At 62.5% G+C, this 20,191-nt stretch carries 12 protein-coding genes and 1 pseudogene; 5 read left to right on the top strand and 8 right to left on the bottom strand.

The window, feature by feature from the left end:
* The first annotated feature begins 273 nt into the window (after nucleotides 1-273).
* Genes SFY93_RS21260 through SFY93_RS21250 form a run of 3 tightly spaced genes read left to right on the top strand, consistent with a single transcriptional unit; the run spans nucleotide 274 to nucleotide 5,942 of the window.
* Complete coding sequence (locus SFY93_RS21260) at nucleotides 274-1,464, top strand: efflux RND transporter periplasmic adaptor subunit (RefSeq protein WP_414717155.1); 1,191 nt, start codon at nucleotides 274-276, stop codon at nucleotides 1,462-1,464.
* On the top strand, nucleotides 1,461-4,628 hold the full coding sequence (locus tag SFY93_RS21255; protein ID WP_320444503.1) for an efflux RND transporter permease subunit: 3,168 nt from the start codon (nucleotides 1,461-1,463) through the stop codon (nucleotides 4,626-4,628). Before SFY93_RS21260 ends, SFY93_RS21255 begins: the two co-directional genes overlap by 4 nt.
* A 51-nt stretch (nucleotides 4,629-4,679) precedes the next feature.
* Entirely contained in the window at nucleotides 4,680-5,942 is a 1,263-nt protein-coding gene (locus SFY93_RS21250) for an adenylate/guanylate cyclase domain-containing protein (protein ID WP_320444502.1), read from the top strand.
* On the opposite strand, the gene SFY93_RS21245 is transcribed toward SFY93_RS21250, so the two are convergent.
* The 5 genes from SFY93_RS21245 to SFY93_RS21225 form a co-directional block, all read right to left on the bottom strand.
* Entirely contained in the window at nucleotides 5,939-7,165 is a 1,227-nt protein-coding gene (locus SFY93_RS21245) for a multidrug effflux MFS transporter (protein ID WP_320444501.1), read from the bottom strand. The genes SFY93_RS21250 and SFY93_RS21245 overlap by 4 nt on opposite strands.
* 128 nt (nucleotides 7,166-7,293) lie before the next feature.
* On the bottom strand, nucleotides 7,294-9,150 hold the full coding sequence (locus SFY93_RS21240; protein ID WP_320444500.1) for a TRAP transporter large permease: 1,857 nt from the start codon (nucleotides 9,148-9,150) through the stop codon (nucleotides 7,294-7,296).
* Nucleotides 9,147-9,815, bottom strand: coding sequence for a TRAP transporter small permease subunit (locus SFY93_RS21235; RefSeq protein ID WP_320444499.1), 669 nt, complete (start codon nucleotides 9,813-9,815; stop codon nucleotides 9,147-9,149). Before SFY93_RS21235 ends, SFY93_RS21240 begins: the two co-directional genes overlap by 4 nt.
* A 118-nt stretch (nucleotides 9,816-9,933) precedes the next feature.
* Nucleotides 9,934-11,067, bottom strand: coding sequence for a TRAP transporter substrate-binding protein (locus SFY93_RS21230; protein WP_320444498.1), 1,134 nt, complete (start codon nucleotides 11,065-11,067; stop codon nucleotides 9,934-9,936).
* A 198-nt stretch (nucleotides 11,068-11,265) separates the two neighbouring features.
* Nucleotides 11,266-12,540: an MFS transporter gene (locus SFY93_RS21225; protein ID WP_320444497.1), complete on the bottom strand. Its 1,275-nt coding sequence runs from the start codon at nucleotides 12,538-12,540 to the stop codon at nucleotides 11,266-11,268.
* A 154-nt stretch (nucleotides 12,541-12,694) separates the two neighbouring features.
* Here SFY93_RS21225 and SFY93_RS21220 point away from each other — a divergent pair, with 154 nt between their 5' ends.
* Entirely contained in the window at nucleotides 12,695-14,089 is a 1,395-nt protein-coding gene (locus tag SFY93_RS21220; RefSeq protein ID WP_320444496.1) for an Nramp family divalent metal transporter, read from the top strand.
* Nucleotides 14,090-14,437: 348 nt separating this feature from the next.
* Here the strand turns inward: SFY93_RS21220 and SFY93_RS21215 are convergent, their stop codons facing one another.
* Entirely contained in the window at nucleotides 14,438-15,118 is a 681-nt protein-coding gene (locus tag SFY93_RS21215) for a peroxiredoxin-like family protein (protein ID WP_320444495.1), read from the bottom strand.
* Nucleotides 15,119-15,137: 19 nt separating this feature from the next.
* A complete protein-coding gene (locus SFY93_RS21210; RefSeq protein WP_320444494.1) occupies nucleotides 15,138-18,464 on the bottom strand; it encodes an adenylate/guanylate cyclase domain-containing protein in 3,327 nt (1,108 codons plus the stop codon).
* A 341-nt stretch (nucleotides 18,465-18,805) separates the two neighbouring features.
* Here SFY93_RS21210 and SFY93_RS21205 point away from each other — a divergent pair.
* A pseudogene (locus tag SFY93_RS21205) lies at nucleotides 18,806-19,294 on the top strand (divalent metal cation transporter); the annotation flags it as partial.
* Between the two features lie 59 nt (nucleotides 19,295-19,353).
* Here the strand turns inward: SFY93_RS21205 and SFY93_RS21200 are convergent.
* A complete protein-coding gene (locus SFY93_RS21200; RefSeq protein ID WP_320444493.1) occupies nucleotides 19,354-20,130 on the bottom strand; it encodes an arginyltransferase in 777 nt (258 codons plus the stop codon).
* Nucleotides 20,131-20,191: the final 61 nt, after the last annotated feature.

Here is a 20,191-nt window from a genome sequence, read left to right as displayed (position 1 = left end):
GTTGCGACACTCCGCCGGGCGGGTCGAATTCCTCGTGCGCCCATAGGTCGCTCCCCCCAACCGACGCCTTGCGCAGGCGCGCGTCCCGCAGCAGGACGTCATTATAACGTCGGTATGACGCGAGGCGATGCGTGGGTGTGGCAAGACAATGGCTGCAGGATAGCAGCCCATTCAGGCATCAATTATTTCGCTTGATGTCGAATTGATATAGCGCATGATGATGGCCATATCGCGTGCCGTGGCGGGAGTCTGGTTTTGAAACATTCAATCAGTTTGTCGCGATCATATGACGTTGGAAATGCCTTTGCGTCGTGTTTGTCGGTCGTAACGCCTGTTGTGGCTCTTCTCCTGCTCGCCGGCTGCGGCAAGAAGGAAGAGGCCGCTGCACCTCCTCCGCCACCGGTCACGGTTGCCAATCCCACCAAGAAGATCACGACCGACTGGGATGAATTCACCGGCCGCTTCGATGCGATCGAACAAGTGCAGATCCGCGCCCGCGTAACCGGCTTCGTTACCAAGGTTGCTTTCACGGATGGTGCCGTCGTAAAGGCCGGCGATCTGCTCTACGAAATCGATCCGCGCCAGTATCAGGCTGCAGCGGAGCAGGCGCAGGGCCAGCTCGACGATGCCAAGGCCAAGGTCGTGCTGGCGGAGAAGGAGCTGGAGCGCGCCACCACGCTGATCAAGACCCAGGCGATCTCCGAAAATATCGTCGATCAACGCAGCCAGGCAATAGCTGCCGCGCAGGCAGCGACGCTGCAGGCCGAAGGTGCGCTGAAGCAAGCGCAACTCAATGTCGAATATACCAAGGTCGTCGCGCCGATCGCCGGCCGCGTCAGCCGTCATCTCGTGACAGTCGGCAACCTGGTGCAAGGCAGCGAGAGTGGCGCGACGCTGCTGACCTCGATCGTGTCGCTGAGTCCCATCTATGTCTATTTCGACACCGACGAAGCCACTTACGTCCGCAACAGCAAGCTGTGGTTCGAGGGCAAGCGGCCGAGCTCGCGCGATACGCCCAATCCCGTGCAGATCACGCTGGTCGGAGAAACCAAGCCGTCGCACGAGGGCAAGATGGATTTCCTCGACAACCGGCTCGATGTCGGCACCGGCACGCTGCGCGGTCGTGCCATTGTCGACAACAAGGATCTCTCAATCCTGCCTGGCCAGTTCGCCCGCGTGCGGATCATCGCCAGCGGCGAATATGAAGCGTTGCTGATTCCTGATGCCGCGGTCGCCAACGACCAATCGCGCAAGATTGTGATGGTGGTGAAAGCCGACGACACGGTGGAAGCGCGGCCTGTGACACTTGGTCCGCTGGATGGTGGATTGCGGGTGATCAGGGAAGGGCTCAAACTCGACGATCGGGTAATCGTCGACGGGATTCAGCGCGCCCGTGTGGGCGCCAAGGTGGCGCCGAAGATGGCGGGCGCGACGCCCGCACCAGCAGCTGGCACAAAGCCATGAATCTGGGCAGCCTCTCCGTCAACCGGCCCATCCTGGCGATGGTGCTCTCCATCGTGCTGCTGATCGTCGGCGCGCTTGCTTACACGACCTTGCCGGTTGCGGAATATCCGCAGGTGGCGCCGCCCACCGTGGTCGTGACCACGCAATATCCTGGTGCATCGGCACAGACAGTTTCCGACACCGTGGCGACGCCGATCGAGCAGGAAATCAACGGCGTCGAGGACATGCTGTATATCTACAGCCAGGCCACCTCGAACGGCCAGCTCAACATCACCGTGACTTTCAAGCTCGGCACCGATCTGGATAAGGCCCAGGTGCTGGTGCAGAACCGCGTGGCCATCGCGCAGCCGCGGCTGCCGGAGGAGGTCCAGCGCAACGGCGTCGTCACCCGCAAGAACAGTCCCGACCTGATGATGGTCGTGTTCATGCTGTCGCCTAACGACACTTACGACCAGCTCTACATTTCGAACTACGCGCTGCGTCAGGTCCGCGATCCACTCCTGCGCCTCGATGGCATCGGCGACATTACCATCTTCGGCGCGCGCGATTATTCGATGCGGCTGTGGCTGGATCCTGACAAGATTGCCACGCTGGGCATGACCGCAGGTGACGTGCTGACTGCCATCCGCGCGCAGAATTTGCAGATTGCGGGCGGCCAGGTCGCCGAGCCGCCGATTGCAGATCGCGCGTTTCAGCCTAACCTGACCTTCACCGGTCGTCTGAAGGAGCCGCGGCAGTTCGAGGACATCGTACTGAAAGCCGGCGACGAGGGCCGTCTGGTGCGTCTCCGCGATGTCGCGCGCGTCGAGATAGGCGCGCTGTCGTCGACCACCAACGGCTTCCTGCTGCGCAAGGAAGCGGTGGCTATGCTGGTCTATCAGCGACCGGGTTCCAACGCGCTGGCGACCGCGAAGAACATCGAAGAGGAGATGAAGAAGCTCAAGGCCGATTTCCCGAAGGGGCTGGACTACAATATCGGCTACAACCCGACCGAATTCATCGCCCAGTCGGTTTCGGAGCTGATCAAGACCATCTATGAAGCCATGGTGCTTGTGGTCATCGTCGTGCTGGTGTTCCTGCAGGGCTGGCGACCGGCGATCATTCCCATCATCGCCATTCCGGTGTCGCTGGTCGGCACATTCGCCGTGATGGCCGCGCTGGGCTTCTCGATCAACAACCTTACTCTGTTCGGGCTTGTGCTCGCGGTCGGCATTGTCGTCGACGACGCCATCGTGGTGGTGGAGAATGTCGAGCGCCATCTCGGCGACGGCATGAGCCGGCGCGACGCGGCACTGCTGACCATGGACGAGGTCGGCGGCGCGCTGATCTCGATCGCGCTGGTGCTGTGTGCGGTGTTCGTGCCCACGGCATTTCTCGGCGGCATCTCCGGGCAGTTCTTCCAGCAATTCGCCATCACGATCGCGGTCGCAACGGCGATCTCATGCTTCTGTTCGCTGACGCTGTCGCCGGCGCTGGCGTCGCTGATCCTGCAGCTGCATCACGAGAAGAAACCGCCGGCGAGCTGGAATTTTCTGGCACGGGGATGGGCGGCGTTCACCGGCGTGTTCAATCGCGGTTTTGACCGCCTGTCGCATGCCTATGGCGGCCTCGCAGGCTTCGTTATCAAGCATTCGGCGCTGATGCTGATCCTGTATGTCGCCCTGATCGGCTCTGCCGGCTGGCTGCTTTATGCCACGCCGCAGGGCTTCATTCCGGCGCAGGACCGTGGCTATGTCATCGTGGTCGCGCAATTGCCCGGTGCCTCGTCGCTGGCGCGCACGACGGCGATCGTCAAGCAGATCGAAGGCATCGTGCTGGATACGCCCGGTGTCGCGCGGATGCCGGCGCTGGCCGGCCTGTCCGGTGCGACCTTCACCCAGGCCGGCAATGCGGCCGCCATGTTCCCCGTGTTCGAGGATCCCGAGGAGCGCGCCAAGAAGGGGCTGAGCGCGGGAGCCATCACGGCTGAGTTGCGCAAGCGCCTCTCGGTGATCGAAGGCGCTTTCATCATCGTGCTGCCGCCACCCGCGGTGCCGGGTATCGGCACCGGCGGTGGTTTCGCCATGCGGATCGAGGATCGTCAGGGCAGGGGGCCGCAGCTGCTGGCCGCGGCGACCGATGAGCTCGTCAATGCCGCGCGCCGGGCGCCGGGCCTGACGTCGGTGTTCTCGCCGTTCTCCGCCAACACGCCGCAGGTGTTCGTCGATATCGATCGCCAGAAGGCGCAGATGCTCGGCGTGCCCATGCAGAACGTGACCGAGGCGATCGAGACCTATTTCGGCTCGACCTATGTCAACGACTTCAACATTCTTGGCCGCACCTATCACGTCACCGCGCAGGCGGATTATCCGTTCCGCAAGGAGATCGCTGATCTGGCGCGGCTGCAGACCCGCAACAGCGCCGGCAACATGGTGATGCTCGGCAGTGTGGTGAATTTCAGCGACACGGCAGGCCCCGATCGCGTCGCGCGTTACAATCTGTATCCGTCGTCTGAAATCTCCGGCGACACGCTGCCGGGTACCAGTTCGGCGACGGCGCTCACGACCATGAAGAAGCTCGCGGACGACACGCTGCCGAGTGGCTTTGCCTTCGAATGGACCGATCTTTCCTATCAGCAGTCCACCGGCGCCAATGCCGGTCTCTATATTTTCCCGATCTGCGTGCTGTTCGTGTTCCTGGTGCTGGCCGCGCAATATGGCAGCTGGACATTGCCGTTCACGATCATCCTGATCGTGCCGATGTGCCTACTCGCGGCTACCATCGGCGTGCGCATCATGGGGCAGGACATCAACATCCTCACCCAGATCGGTTTCGTCGTGCTGGTCGGTCTGGCGGCAAAGAATGCGATCCTGATCGTCGAGTTTGCCCGCGACATCGAACAGGAAGGCCGCGATCAGCTCGAAGCCGTGATCGAGGCCTGCCGTTTGCGTATCCGCCCGATCCTGATGACGTCCTTTGCCTTCATTCTCGGCGTGCTGCCACTTGTGATCTCGTCGGGCTCAGGCTCGGAGATGCGGCAGGCCGTTGGTGTCGCGGTATTCTTCGGCATGATCGGCGTCACGATCTTCGGCCTCGTTTTCACGCCGGTCTTCTACATCCTGATTCGGCGCCTGTTCCCCGGCTCCGTCGAGATCCACGCCAAGGAGCAAGGCGCGCATGGTTAAAGCGCCGCAGGATGGGTTTCGCAAAGGCTCAACCCATCCTACAAGTGTCTCATGGAAACTGCCGCACGCATTGAACTGATGAGCTGGCTGGTCGGCGAGGGTCTGACCGGCCTTCCCGAAAACGACCTGATCCGCGGCTTCTGCGAGCGCTGCCGTGCCGGCGGCATCGATGTATCCCGTGGTCTCGTCTTCATTGACACGCTGCATCCGATCTTCGAGGGCCGTGGCTTCCGCTGGAACGACACGGCCAGCAACGAGAGCGACGTGTTCGAATACGGCTCGACCGAGATCGGCGAGGCCGCCGCGAACTGGCAACGATCGGTGTTCTTCCACATGCTGGAAGAGGGGCACGACGAATTGCGGCTCGATCTGCACGCGCCCGGGATCGCCGACCGCTTCTCGATGGTCAGTAGCTTGCAGGAAGGCGGTCACCGCCACGGCGCCGTGTTCCTGCACAAGTTCGGCGAGGCTGGCTCGATGGGGCAGATGGATTGCCTCTATTCGTATTGGGCCACGCGCCATGAAGACGGGTTCGACGAGCGCCAGATGTCGGCGCTGCGCGAACTGGTGCCGATGCTCGGTCTCGCCATCAAGTCGGGAGCCCAGATGGAGATTGCGCGCACGCTTGGCCGCGTCTATCTCGGCCGCGATGCCGCCGAACAGGTTCTCCGCGGCAAGATCGCGCGAGGCGTCACTGAGCGTATCAATGCGGTGTTGTGGTTTTCCGACCTGCGCAACTCCACGGGGATCAGCGAGGCGATCGGACCGGACGAGATCATCCCGTTCTTGAATGACTATGCCGAAGCCTCGATCGCCGCGATCCATGATGTCGGCGGCGACGTGCTCAAACTTATCGGCGACGGCATTCTGGCGATGTTCACCGGCGACGACATGGTGAAGGCGAAGCGCAACGCCTTGCGCGCCGAACATCAGTTCCGCAAGAATATCGCCAAGCTGAATGCGAAACGACTAGCGGCGAACCGGCCGGTCACGACGGCCTATGTCGGTCTGCATGAGGGTGAGGTATTTTACGGCAATATCGGCAGCGACGAGCGGCTCGATTTCACCGTGGTTGGTCCCTCGGTTAACGAGGTGAGTCGCATCGCTTCCATGTGTTCGTCGGTCGATCGGCCGCTGTTGACCTCGTCCGCGTTTCAGGCTGGGCTCGATGCGGCCGGCCGCAAATATCTGGTCTCCACGGGCCGCTACGCCTTGCGCGGTATCGGCCGCGCGCAGGATCTCTACACGCTGGATCCCGAGATCGACAGCGACGAGGTCGTGCGCGGCGGCTATGAGCGCTATCTGGCCCGTTAGCTGACCGCAGTGGCTGGCTGGCGCATCGTGTAGAGCACGATGGCGATCAGGCAGGCTGCACCGAGAACGATGCCGAGCGCCAATGCGGCCTGCGGCACGATCGTGGCCGACAGGGATACGCCGATCGCGGCCCCCATCATCTGCCAGAAGCCGAGCAGTGCCGAGGCGGCGCCGGCATGGGTGCCGAATGGCGACAGCGCCTGAGCCGTGCCGAGCGGATTGACCACGCCCATGCCCAGCAGGAACACACAGGTCGCGGCGATGAAGGTGACGACGTTGCCGTGGAAGTAGGCGGTCGCGAACACCGCGATGCTGCCGATGAACGCGATCAGCAAGCCATAGCGAATGGCCCGATCCAGTCCGAAGCGGGGGGCGAGGCGGGCGGCCAGCATGCCGGAGCCGAACACGACCAGCACGGTGCCCGCAAAGAACAACCCGAGCGCAATCGGTGTGAAGCCGTAGCCCTCAATGAGAATGCGAGGTGTTGCGGAGAAGATCGAGAACAGTCCACCCATGATCAGGCCCACCGTGGCGGCCGGGATCAGGAAGTGGCGGTTCACCGAAAGCTTGAGATAGGTTGTACTGACGGCGAGCGGATTGAGCGGGATGCGCGTTGTGGTGTGGGTTTCACCGAGCACCAGGACATAGCTGAGAGCCGACAGCACGGCGAAGGTGCCGACGAAAACAAATTCTGAACGCCATCCGAAAAAATAATCGAGTCCGCCACCGAGCAGCGGGGAGAATCCAGGGGCTGCGGCCTGCGCGATCATCACCAAGGTGAGTGCGCGTGCCAGCGCTGCGCCGCTGAACAGGTCGCGGGCGATGGCGCGCGAGAGAACCGAGGTCGAACAGGCGCCGGCGGCCTGGATCGCGCGGCCGACCAGTAGCGAAGGAAGATCAGTCGAGACGCCACACCAGATACTGCCGATGATGAAGACAGCGAAACCGGCGAGCACCGGCATGCGACGCCCGTAACGGTCGGAGATCGGCCCGACCAGCAATTGCCCAAGCGCGAAGACCAGCAAAAACACGGTGATCGATGCCGTGACCGCGGGCGTCGTTACCTGCAACGATACCGCCATCTGTGGCAGCGATGGCAGGAGAATGTTGGTCGCCAGGGTGCCCATCGAGGCCAGCCCCGCGAGCACCGCGATCTGCAGCGCGGTGGAGGATGCTTCCTGCGGCGGGGTGTCTGCCATGGCGTCTGCCGTGCGGTCGGTCATATGATGAGCCTCATTTTATAAATGATGTACATCATATAATGCGGCCTGCAAAGAGCAGGGCAGTCATGCGGTATTCCGGGAGGACGGGTGCCACCGCCGTGTTCCCGGCGGTGATTGGGGCTACTGGATCAGTTGCCGTACAGGTAATTCGGCAGCCACAGCGTCAGGCCGGGCCAGATATACATCAGCACCATGCAGATGATGACGATGAGCATATAGGGCATCATGCCGGAGAAGATCTGATTCAGCGTCACATGCGATGGCGCGACGCCCTTCAGATAGAAGGCGGACATCGCCACCGGCGGCGACAGGAAGGCGGCCTGCAGGTTCACGAAGACGAGCACGCCCCACAGGATCGGGTCGATGCCGAAATGCTTCAGCATCGGCAGAAAGATCGGCACGAAGATCACGATGATCTCGGTCCATTCCAGCGGCCAGCCGAGGATGAAGATGATCGCCTGCGACAGGATCATGAACTGGACCGGCGTCAGGTTCAGCGATAGCACCCAGCTCTCCAGCAGCGCCTGTCCGCCGAGAATGGCGAACACCGCGGAAAACAGCGCCGAGCCGACGAACAGCCAGCACACCATGGATGTGGTCTTGGCGGTCAGGAATACGGCCTCCTTGGTGCGCTTCCAGTCCAGCGTCCGCGCCTGGAAGGCGAGCAGGAACGCGCCGGCGGCACCGACTGCGGCGGACTCCGTTGCCGTCGTGATGCCGAGCAGGATCACGGCCAGCACGATGGCAGTCAGGATGCCGAGCGGCATCACGGACGATGTCAGCAGCCGCAGCACCTCGAACTGCGCGGCGCCCATGGTCCAGTAGTAATAGAACAGCATCAGGGCGATGATGGCTGCCGTGAAGGCGAAGTAGGTGTAGAATTCCGGCGGCGGCCCGGCATCGACCGGCGCATTTGCGGGGCTGTTCTGCAGGTCGGCATTGCCCATCTGCTGCAGCACCTCCGGTTCGCTCTCCTTGGCCGACCCCGATTGCGCGGAGCCCAGCTCCTCCAGTTTTTCTTCTTCAGGTGCGACCGTGCCGCCGGACTGAACCCGCTCGGTGATCGCGGCCGGCGCGGGGGCGTCGGGCTGCGGATGGATGACGACATACCACCACGCGGCCCAGAGCGTGGTCAGCGCCAGGACCAGCGGCACCAAAGCAAAGCCGAGATTCTTCAGGATCGTCGCATAGGTGATCCGTGCGCCATCCATGGTCAGGGCCATCGCGCGCGACGGCGCCACGGCTGCCGTCAGCAGGGCCGGCAGCATCTTGTGCGAATAGGCTTGCTGCAGATCGGCGATCCATGGCCGGACGGGCACGCGTGTTTCGCTCTCGGGCAGCTTCGGCGCGATCTTCGGGTTAATGAGCGCCCAGCCGATGATGTAGACGAGATAGAGGAAGGCCAGAAAGAAGCCCGGAAACATCGCAGCGGCATAGAGCTTCACGACAGACTGTCCGGCGACGGCGGCATAGACGATGATCATCACCGATGGCGGGATCAGGATACCCAGCGTGCCGCCGGCCGTGATTACGCCCGATGCCAGCTTGACGTCATAGCCGGCCTTCAGCATCGGATTGAAGGCGATCACGCCCATCAGTACGACCACGGCGCCGACCAGACCGGATGCTATGCCCCAGAAAGTGCAGACGATCAGCGTCGCCACCGCCAGCGAGGCCGGGACGCGGCGGAAGGCGAGCTGGATCGAATAGAACATCTTGTCGACCAGCGCGCCGCGTTCCATCACATAGCCCATCAGCACGAAGAGCGGAATGGAGATCAGGACGTCGTTGGTCATGGCGCCATAGGTGCGCTGGACCATCAGGTCGAAGATGTGGTTGTCGGCCCAGGACTCACCCGCGCGGTAATAGGCGAAGAAGCCGAAGAACATGCCGAGACCCATCAGCGTGAAGGCCGTGGGGAAGCCCAGCATGATCACGACAACGATGAGGCCGAGCATCAGGAGGCCGAGTGCAGGATCGCTCATTTTTGCGTCTCCCCGCCCATGCCGCGCTGGCGTGCGCTTTCCTCGATCTCTTGCGCCTGCGCGATGGCATTCCTGCGCACGTCATCATCGACGTGTTCGCTATGCGCGAGCTGCTCCTCGACGACATCGATTTCGGACACGTCCTTGAGCCGGCTCGGCCACACTCCTGTCTTCAGGCAAATCGCGGCGCGGGTGATTTCAGCCATGCCCTGCAACAACAGCAACGTGCCGGCGAGCGGGATCATCGCCTTGAAATGATAGACGGGCGGTCCGTCCGCCGTGACGTTGGAATGCTCGCGGATGCGCCAGCTGTCGCCGGCGTAGTCCCAGCCCGCATAGACCAGCGCGGCAATGCCAGGCAGGAAGAACACGATGTAGAGAACGAGATCGAGCGAGGCCTGCGTGCGCGGCCGCATCGAGCTGTATAGAAAGTCGCCACGGACATGACCGTTCTGCGCCAGCGTATAGGCGCCGCACAGCATGAATAGCGTGCCATAGAGCATGTTCGACGCGTCGAAGATCCATGCCGTCGGCATGTTCAGCATATAGCGCTTGAACACTTCGGCGCAGACGAGGCCCATCAATCCCAAAATGAGCCAGGCCGCGGCCTTGCCGGCGAATGTACTGATACCGTCGATGGATTGCAGGAAACGCTCGGCGGTCATTTCATGGAGGCCAGTCTACAGGACATGTGGGCAGGTGAAGATCGGCGATATCAGGCAACAACAAAGCATCATCCGGGAGAAAGTCCCGGATGATGCGGGATATGTGCGCCTGATGGCGTCAGGTCTTCTTCTTCGCGTTCGGGCCGAAGTAATGGTTGTAGGCCATGCGGCGATTCACGACCGTGTCCTGCTCCCACTGCGTGGCGCGCTTGGCGAAGGCCTGCTGGGACTCGGAGATTTCCTTGAACAGGGGATTCTCGGCCGATTTCTTGGCGACGACCTCGTCATAGACCTCAAGCTGCTTCTGCAGGATCGAGTCCGGCGTCTTGTAGAACTTGACCTTGTCCTTGCTCTGCATCTCCGCATAATCCTGCGAATAGCGGTCGATGGCCTTCCAGGACATCTCCTGACCGGCCGCATCGGCGGCGCCCGCGATGATCGCCCGGAGCTTCTCGGGCAGGGCGTCATATTTGGTCTTGTTGAACAGGATTTCGAACTGTTCGGCATTCTGGTGGTAGCTCTGCAGCATGCAGGTCTTGGAAACGTCGGGAAAACCGAGGATGCGGTCCGACGAGGCGTTGTTGAATTCGGCGGCATCGAGCAGGCCGCGATCCATCGCCGAGACGATTTCTCCGCCGGGCAATGCGTTCACTGCAGCACCAAGGCCGGTAAACACGTCGATGGAAATGCCGACGGTGCGGAATTTCACACCCTTGAGATCATCGGCCTTGGTGACCGGCTTCTTGAACCAGCCAAGTGGCTGGGTTGGCATCGGCCCGTAGGGAAGTGACACGACATTGGCGCCGATTGACGCATAGAGCTTGGCCAGCAGCTCTTTTCCGCCACCATATTTATGCCAAGCCAGCAGCATGTTGGCGTCCATCGCATAAGCCGGGCCCGAACCCCACAGCGCCAGCGCGGTCTGCTTGCCATAGTGATAGACCATCACGCCGTGGCCGCCGTCGAGCGTGCCTTTGGAGACCGCATCGAGCAGGCCGAAGGCCGGGACTACGGCGCCGGCCGGAAGCACCTCGATCTTGAGGTCGCCGCCGGTCATGTCGTTGACCTTCTTGGCGTAGTCGAGCGCGTATTCGTGGAAGATGTCCTTGGCCGGCCAGGTGCTCTGCCAGCGCATGCTGATCGGGCCCTGCGCCTGGGCGATTGCCGGTGCTGCTATGCTTGCGGCAGCGCCGGCTGTGGCGACTTTCAGAAAGCGGCGCCTGGACGGAGTCCTGTCCTTGGATGCAGTCATTGTGTCCTCCCCGAATGGTCGTCCTTTTGCGGACTGACCTTGTTGATTGGTGGCAAGACAAAGGCTTGCTTTCAGCTTTGGCAAGAAAGTTCGCTTCGCTGCGACGCTTCGACGCGGCGATCCGTAACTAACCAAACAATGCTGCAGTGCGGGGAGGCGGTGAGATTGAACTGAACTACAGATTAACTACACAAGCTATCATCCGGGCGTCGGCCGAGCCGCTTGCGGCAGCGATGGGACAGGATCGCTGACCATATCGGGTTGCCGGGCGAGCGCGACGGTGGGCGAGGTGAGGATTACCATGGCCTGCCAGGCGAAACCCGCGACGGCGAGGTAGAGGCACGCCTCCGCGTGATAGAGCCCGCCGACAACGGCCGCGATCCCGGTTCCGATCGGACGGGCGCCGTAGCTCAGGATGTTGATCGCGGAGACGCGTCCGAGCAGGCTCGGCGGCGTTACCGATTGCCGCAACGTCGCGGTGGAGATCACCCACAGGATCGGGCCGACGCCGAGCAGGAAGAAGCTCAGGCCCGCCAGCACTGGCGAGGCGATCCATGTGGTCAGTGCCATCACGACGGAGGCAATGACGCCGGTGACGGGGCCAAGCGCGATCACGGTGCCGAACGGCAACCGCTTCATCACACGTGTCGCCAGCAGCGCGCCGATCACCATGCCGACGCCATACATCGCGAGTGTCACGCCGACGCCGGAGGCGGAGAGACCGAGATGGCGAACCGCGTAAGGCACGAACACCGCCAGCACCATGAAGGACGCGGCGCTGAAGATGAATTGTGTGATGAAGACCGGCCGCAAATACTGATGATAACAGACGAAGGACAGGCCTTCGGCGATATCCTGCACCGGGTTGCGTTGTTGAATGGTTGTGCGCGGGGGCTCGTGGATGCCCGATAGCAACGCGACAGCGATGACCGACAGCGCGGCGGCAAAGCCGAAAGCAGGCGCGGCGCCAGTGAAGCCGACGAGCGCGCCGCCGACGGCAGGACCGCTCGCAAAAGCCACGGTGCGCGCGAGTTCGATCCGCGCATTCGCCGCGCCGAGCAATTGCGGTACGACCAGCGATGGCACAAGCGACGGCGCGGCGACGCTGTAGACCACGGTGCCGCACACCGCGACGAAGCCGAGCAAAGCGAGCAGTGGCATCGTCAGCGCGCCGAACCAGATCAGCCCCAGCGTCAGCAACAGTGCGATTGCGCGCAGCGCCTCGGCTCCGGCCATCAGGGTGCGGCGCGACATCCGGTCGGCGAGCAGGCCTGCGGGAATGGCGAACAGCACGAAGGGCAAGGTCAGCGCGGTCTGCAGCAATCCGGTCTGGCCTTCGCCGACGCCGAGCAACAGCACCGCGACGATCGGCGCCGCCGCCAGCGCGATCTGCTCGGCCGACTGCGCCGCGAGGTTCGACCAAGCAAGGCGGTTGAAGGTGTCAGGCAGTCGATCAATGGAGGAGTGGGACATGGCGATTCCTGTCTATGACAGCTACCGTGGGGTCCGGACGAGCACGCAGCCACCCGATTACTGAGCGCAGGCCGTTACAGGCAGCGCCCACCAACCGGCTAGATGCAGTTGCAAATGAGTTGCAACAAGGGAGGGATTGCTCTATGCAGCTCTGATGGATGCACTTTCGCCGAAAACCTCGCCCGATTCGTCAACGTCTCCAATCCCCGGCAGCGTTCCAGACGCGGCCGGCTGGCGCTCCGGCCTTGGCGGGGATTTCCGGCGCAGCCTCTCGGAGGTCAATTCGTCGATCCCGGTTCCGATCGGCGGCCACTGGTTTCGCCGGCTGCTGGCATTCGCGGGACCGGGTTACATGGTCTCGGTCGGCTATATGGACCCCGGCAACTGGGCGACCGATCTCGCAGGTGGCTCGAAATTCGGCTACACGCTGCTCTCGGTGATCCTGCTGTCGAACGTGATGGCGATCCTGCTGCAGGCATTGGCCGCGCGTCTGGGCATCGTCACCGACCGCGACCTGGCGCAGGCCTGCCGCGACAGCTTTTCCCGCCCGGTCAACATCATGCTGTGGCTGGCCTGTGAGACGGCGATCATCGCCTGCGATCTGGCGGAAGTGATCGGTACCGCGATTGCGCTGCAGCTGCTGTTCGGCATTCCGCTGATCGGGGGCGCGCTCATCACTGCGCTGGATGCCTTTCTGCTGCTGTTGCTGATGAACAAGGGTTTCCGTTTTCTGGAAGCTTTCGTGATCGCGCTGCTCATCGTCATCGCAGTTTGTTTCACGGTTCAGATTATCGCTGCGGCGCCGCCCGTGGCCGCAGTGCTGAGCGGCTTCCTGCCGTCCACCGCGATCGTGACAAATCCCGAAATGCTCTACATTGCGATCGGCATTATCGGAGCGACCGTGATGCCGCATAACCTCTATCTGCATTCGTCGATCGTGCAGACCCGTGCCTATCCGCGCACCGATGCAGGCCGCCGCGACGCGATTAAGTGGGCGACGACGGACAGCACCATCGCGCTGATGCTGGCGCTGTTCATCAACGCGGCGATCCTCATCGTCGCCGCCGCGACGTTCCATACGTCAGGTCATGCCGATGTGGCCGAGATCGGTCAGGCTTACGAGCTGTTGTCGCCGTTGCTAGGCCTCGGTATCGCATCGACGCTTTTCGCGATTGCGTTGCTTGCATCCGGTCTCAACTCGACGGTGACGGCAACGCTGGCCGGCCAGATCGTGATGGAGGGCTTTCTCCGGCTGCGTCTGCCGAACTGGGCGCGTCGGCTCGTGACTCGCGGCATCGCGATTGTCCCGGTCGTGGTCGTCACCGCGCTCTATGGTGAACGCGGCACCGGACAACTCCTCGTCTTCAGTCAGGTCATCCTGTCGATGCAATTGCCATTTGCAGTCATCCCGCTGGTGCGGTTTGTCTCGGATCGGCGAAAGATGGGTGACTTCGTAATTTCGCGGTCGGTCGCCACGGTGGCATGGATCATCGCCGGCATCATCGTGATCCTGAACTGCAAGCTGCTTTACGACACCTTTTTCGGCTGAAGCCTTGAAATTTAAGGCAGCTGCAGATGATGCCACCAGATTTTGGTGAAGGGGACTGGCCTTTGTGGCTATGTGCGACGTAATCCTGCCCCGCTGGATTTCGCGATCTCCCGCGTGAGCTCCATGACAGTCCGGCATGCCAGCGTCAGGCTTCCGTGACGCGACATTGCCTGAGTAATGTGGCGCGTGACGACCGAATCGACCAGTTTCGACGATTGCAGACGGCACACCCTTCGATGCCGCGGGGGCTGCATAGGGTCCCAGCAAAGCGTAGATGCTTCCTTCGGCGACAATATGCGTTTGCAGGCTGAGTGAATCGGCCTCCAAGGCGACGTTGAGCGAAATGCCTTAGCCTGCAACCTCGGAAGCCGCCGACATCAGCTCTCGCGGAGTGGGAGCCCCGAACATGCGATTGCCCCCCTCAGGAACTTCGGTAAAGCTCCAACGTACGATGCCCTCCCGGTCAAGCAGGAATTGGCCAAAGAGCTGACCCTGGCCAGTTGTCAGCATGTGCTCGTCGGCTTCGGTTATTTCGTAGCCGTCCTTCGTGTTGAGAAGATCGGCCGCCGCCATCGGGTTCATCGGCTCGGGCAGTTCGCCCGGCATGTCCATCCGCATGCTCATGACGGCGTTCATACCCAGCTTGCGCGGCCATTCGGTTTCGCTCTCCGTGAACTCGAGATTGGGCAAGCCAAACGCGCGGTGCGAGACGCGCTCGGGGTCGGACGCGGCGAGCAGATTGGGCAAGGGATGATACCGGAAATAGAGCCGCGCACGGTCGATAGGCGTGTTGACCACCACGAGACTCTCGACGCCTTTCTCGCGCAGGGCCGGGTCAAGTTGCGCCTGGGCCGCGAGATGGCGCCGGCAGAACGGGCAGTGCAGACCTCGAAACAAGCCGACCAGTACTGGGCTGTGGCCGCGAAAGTCATCAAGCGCGATCTTGCCGTCACGTGTGATCGCATCCAGCACAATGTTCGGTGCGCGGTCGCCCGGGTGGAGTAACCCATCGACATGATGCTCAGTCATGGTCAACCTCCTCTACTTGCTAATCAAGAAATGGCAGTACGACCAGCGCTTCGGGATTAAGCCCGTGCCGGGCGCAGACATCGTGCGCCAGAGCAAAATACCGCTCGGCCTCAGGCATGTCGCCTCGATCGAGGTTCAGCGTCGCGAGACCATCATAGCATGGAAAGAGCTGCTGGGGCTCGCCCGTTTCCTGCGCCACCTCAATTGCTTCATTGTAGCAGCGGGCGGCGAGTTCCGGCTGGCCATGGCATTGATGAATTTGCCCGAGCACAATCAATGGCACAGCGAGATGTTCGCGCTGATCAAGCGAGCGGTCGAGTTCGATCGCCTTTTCGGCCGCCGGCACGCCTTCGTCGGCACACCTGTCCGTGAAGGTGCAACAGGCGACAGCGAGATTGACAAGGAGACGCGCCTGAAAACCGAGATCGCCGATCCGGCGGGCGACATCAAGACCGCGCCGGCATACTTCCATGGCTTGCGCCGGATCGACCATCGTGTAGAGCACGCCAAGATTGGTGTAGCCGCGGCAGGCTGCGCTGAGAAGGCCAGCGGCTTCGGCAACTGCGACGCTTCGCTCCACCTCGCGAACGGCCTCCTGGCTTCGGCCCAGCCGCGCCAATGCAACCCCCTTGGTATTGAGCGCCTCCGCGGTGGCGCGAGCCGCTTCTAGTCCGGCTTGCTTGTCTACCTCCGGCGGCACGGATTGAGCGTAGCCAAGCGCATCGTCAGCCCATCTCGCGGCCGCAGCATGATCGCCGATGCGAAACGCGAGGTGGCCGCGCTCCTGTAACAGGTGCGCCCACTCGATCGGCGCGTCCGTTCCTTCGAGCAACGCAGCCGCCTCGGCGTAATGCGCCTCCGCCCCGTTTCGTTTGCCGGCGTCCCACATCAAACGGCCAAGCTTGCGAAGTATCCGCGCTCCGGCAGCGCGGTCCCCGGCCGCGCGGTGGGCCTCCAATACCGTCTGGTAATGTTCGTCGGCCGTGTCACGCCGGCCCGCCGCTCCACACAGGTCGGCAATTCGTTCGTATAGCACAAGCCGTTCCGGTCCTTGATCGCCAGCGGTCAACAAGACGGCGAGGGCCTGCTGATAGAGGCGGATGGCGTCGTCGTTGGCATAGATCGCGCGTGCGCGATCGCCGGCCGCGCTCAGGTAATGTGCACCTTTCGGCTTGCTCGCGCTGAGGCTGAAATGATGTCCCAGTAGGGAGAGGTCTTCGAGCCGCTCCGGATCATCTCCGCACAGCCGCTCCAGGGCAGCACCGATCCGCCCATGCATCTCAATGCGCCGTTGCAGAAGGAGGTTTTGGTAGATCACATCCTGAAGCATGGTTTGCGTGAAACGATAGGATTGCAGCGAAATCGAGTTTGCGCCCGCGATCTCCTCGATGATCTCGGCGTCGCATAGCAGTTCAAGCCCTGCCTCTACTTTCGCCGGGTCGGTCGCTGTGGCACCGAGAAGGGCCGCATCAAAGCGCGGCCCGATGACCGCTGCCTCCTGAGCCAACCTGCGCACGCCGTGTGGCAGTCGGTCCACTCGCGCGAGCAGCAGCGCCTGAATGCTCGCCGGGATGTCAGCGGCCGCTTCATCTGACTTGATCTGCCAATGCGAGCCGTCACGTTCCAAAATGCCAGCTTCGATGAGACCGCGTATGATTTCTTCGACGAACAGCGGATTCCCGCTCGCGCGTTCAAGAATTCGATTGAACAGATTGCCGGATGATCCATTCCAACCGTCACCGAAGAACGCCGCGAGTAGCTTTTGTCCGTCGGCGATGCCAAGGGGTGCCAGCCGCAGTGTTGTATGGCTAATTCGACTTGAGTCGAGCTGGTCCATTTCAAGTGTCGGCCGGTGTGTGAACAATAGCATCAGCCGCCCGCGCTCCAGCCGATCCATTACGAACCGTAGCGCCTCAAGCGATACGGCGTCGGCCCAGTGCAGGTCCTCGACAATGATCAGGAGGGGCGATAGGGCCAGACGCCGTTCGAAGACGGTGCGGATCGCGAACAAAATCTGCCGTCGAAGCTGTTCCGGTTCAACGTGCTGCAGGGCGTCGTCGGGGTCGCAGAGACCAAGAACATAAAAATAGAGGGGCATCAGCCGCTCGACCTCTTCGGTCGCCATGCCCAGCCCCGACAACGCTTCGGCTAGCTTGGCTTGCGCCTCTGCCGCCGAAGCCTTGTGCGCGATGCCGTAGGCGCTACGCAGCACTGCGGCAAGAGTACCGTAGGATTGCTCGCCCAGCGGCGAGCAAGCGGCCCGCCGGATCGCCACGCCTGCGAAGCGATCCTCATCGCGAGCGCGGGTAGCGAATTCATCCACCAGGCGCGATTTTCCGATGCCGGCTTCGCCAACCAGCCGCATCAGCTGGGCAGCTCCGTTACACGCCAGGTCAAGGCACCCCATCATACGGGCCATCTCCGCGTCGCGCCCGATCAGCGGCGCGCTCAGGCCCAGTATCTCGAGTCCGCGTGCCGCACGCGGTGTCTCGAGCGGGCCCCTCAGACGATGGACCAGGACGCTGCCTGCCTTGCCGCGCAGCGCAACGTCGCCGAGCGATTCATACGAGAATGCATGCCGGGTGAGGCGGTAGGTCAGCGGTCCCACCAGCACGTCGCCCGGGGGGGCCATCGACTGCAAGCGTTGAGCGGTATTCACCGTGTCGCCGGTCACTGAATAGGATTTGGCAACGCCTGCGCCCAATCCACCCGCAACCACGTGCCCGGTGTTGATTCCGACATGAAGCATGAGCGGCAAACCGGCAGATATCTTCGAGCGTTCGCTCAAGCACGCCGTGCGCTTGATCATGTCGAGGGCCGCGCGGAGCGCCCGCTCAGGATCGTCCTCGTGCGCGGCCGGCGCACCAAACAGAGCGAGTAGCGCATCGCCAATGAATTTGTCTACGAAGCCGCCGAAATTTTGCACCGCTGCGGTCAGTTCCTCGAATAATTCGTTCTGAAACGCCTGCACGACTTCCGGGTCGAGCCGTTCGCTCATCGTGGTGAAGCCGCTGAGGTCGGCAAACAGCACCGTGATGGTGCGGCGGTTAGCTTCGCTGTCGACCTTATGGAGCGTCCGCCGGGGTGCGCGCTCGGGCTCGACAAGCATCAGCGCCGGTGAACGGGCGCCAGTCGTGACCATCGCCGGAATTGTTGGCGATGACGGCTCCCGCTGGTTGCCGGCCTTGGGGGCGTGATCGACGCGGGCGCCGCATTTCGGGCAATACGCAAAATCCGGTGCGCACGCGTAGCCGCAACTGGGGCATGGGTCCGGCTGCTTCGCGCCGCATTTTGGGCAGAACGCAAAGCCGCTCTGAACCTTGAAACCGCAACACGAGCAGTTCATGGATCAAGACCTCGCGGAAGCCGCGATGGCACGATCTAATCCTGGACCTCGTCGAACAGGCCCTGGATCCCTGGTAACAATGGGCTTGTGGCGCCGGAAGAGCAAGCCATGGCTGCGGCCCTGCCAGCGCGCATGCGCGACCGGGATCACCGATACCGCTGATCGGGCCTCGACTACGCGCGGCGTAGTCCTGCCGCGCTGGATTTCGCGATCTCCCGCGTGAGCCCATGACAGTCCGGCATGCCAGCGTCAGGCTTCCATGACGCGACATCGCCAGAGCAATGTGGCGCGTGACGATCGGATCGACCAGTTTCGACGATTGCAGACGGCACTCCTTCGATGCCGCGGTGTCCTTCCATACGTCAGGTCATGCCGATGTGGCGGAGATCGGTCAGGCTTACGAGCTGTTGTCGCCGTTGCTAGGCCTCGGTATCGCATCGACGCTTTTCGCGATCGCGTTGCTTGCATCCGGTCTCAACTCGACGGTGACGGCAACGCTGGCCGGCCAGATCGTGATGGAGGGCTTTCTCCGGCTGCGTCTGCCGAACTGGGCGCGCCGGCTCGTGACTCGCGGCATCGCGATTGTCCCGGTCGTGGTCGTCACCGCGCTCTATGGTGAACGCGGCACCGGACAACTCCTCGTCTTCAGTCAGGTCATCCTGTCGATGCAATTGCCATTTGCAGTCATCCCGCTGGTGCGGTTTGTCTCGGATCGGCGAAAGATGGGTGACTTCGTAATTTCGCGGTCGGTCGCCACGGTGGCATGGATCATCGCTGGCATCATCGTGATCCTGAACTGCAAGCTGCTTTACGACACCTTTTTCGGCTGAAGACCTGAAATCCAGGACGGCGGCGGATGATGCCGAAGGCGGATCGTCAGCCGGGCCAGCTAATCCTGCGGCTCGGGCATCGTCTCGCCCGTCGCGTCCACGCGCAGCCATCCTGATGGCGCCAGCCGCTGCTGCGGCAGATAGCGGCCCTTGTAGTCCATCTTCTTGGAGCCTTCGATCCAGTAGCCGAGATAGACATAAGGCAGGCCGAGCCGCCTGGCGCGGGCGATGTGGTCGAGGATCATGAAGGTGCCGAGCGAACGGCTTTCCTCGCCGGGCTCAAAGAACGAATAGACCATCGACAGCCCGTCGCTGAGCACATCGGTCAGCGCGACCGCCAGCAGGTCTTCACCGCGACCCGTGATGCCAGTATCAGGTCCGCGGCGGCGATATTCGATGATGCGGGTTTCGACGTGGCTGTCTTCCACCATCATGGCGTAGTCGAGCACGGTCATGTCGGCCATGCCGCCATGGCGATGGCGCTGGTCGAGATAGGCGCGGAACACCGAATACTGTTCGGAAGTCGGCACCGCGTTGCGCTGCTCGCCGATCACGTCGGCATTGCGCGCCATGATCTTGCGGAAGTTGCGCGACGGCTTAAACTCGTTGGCGATGACGCGGACGGAGACGCAGGCGCGGCACTGGTCGCAGGCCGGACGATAGGCGATCGACTGGCTGCGCCGGAAGCCGCCATGGGTGAGCAGGTCGTTGAGATCGCCGGCCTTGTCGCCGACCAGATGCGTGAAAACTTTCCGTTCGTGCCGGCCCGGCAGGTAGGGGCAGGGCGACGGCGCCGTCAGGTAGAATTGCGGAGTGTCGCGGGAGTGCTGGGTCACGGGGTGCCGTCGGTCTCCGAAGCGGTTTGGCGTAGCATCGCGCCGGCCAGGCAAACGGTCA

Source organism: Tardiphaga sp. 42S5 (assembly GCF_034044155.1).
GTDB lineage: Bacteria > Pseudomonadota > Alphaproteobacteria > Rhizobiales > Xanthobacteraceae > Tardiphaga > Tardiphaga robiniae.
The sequence above is the reverse complement of the archived record's forward strand: the minus strand, read 5'-3'. Positions and strand labels throughout refer to the sequence as shown.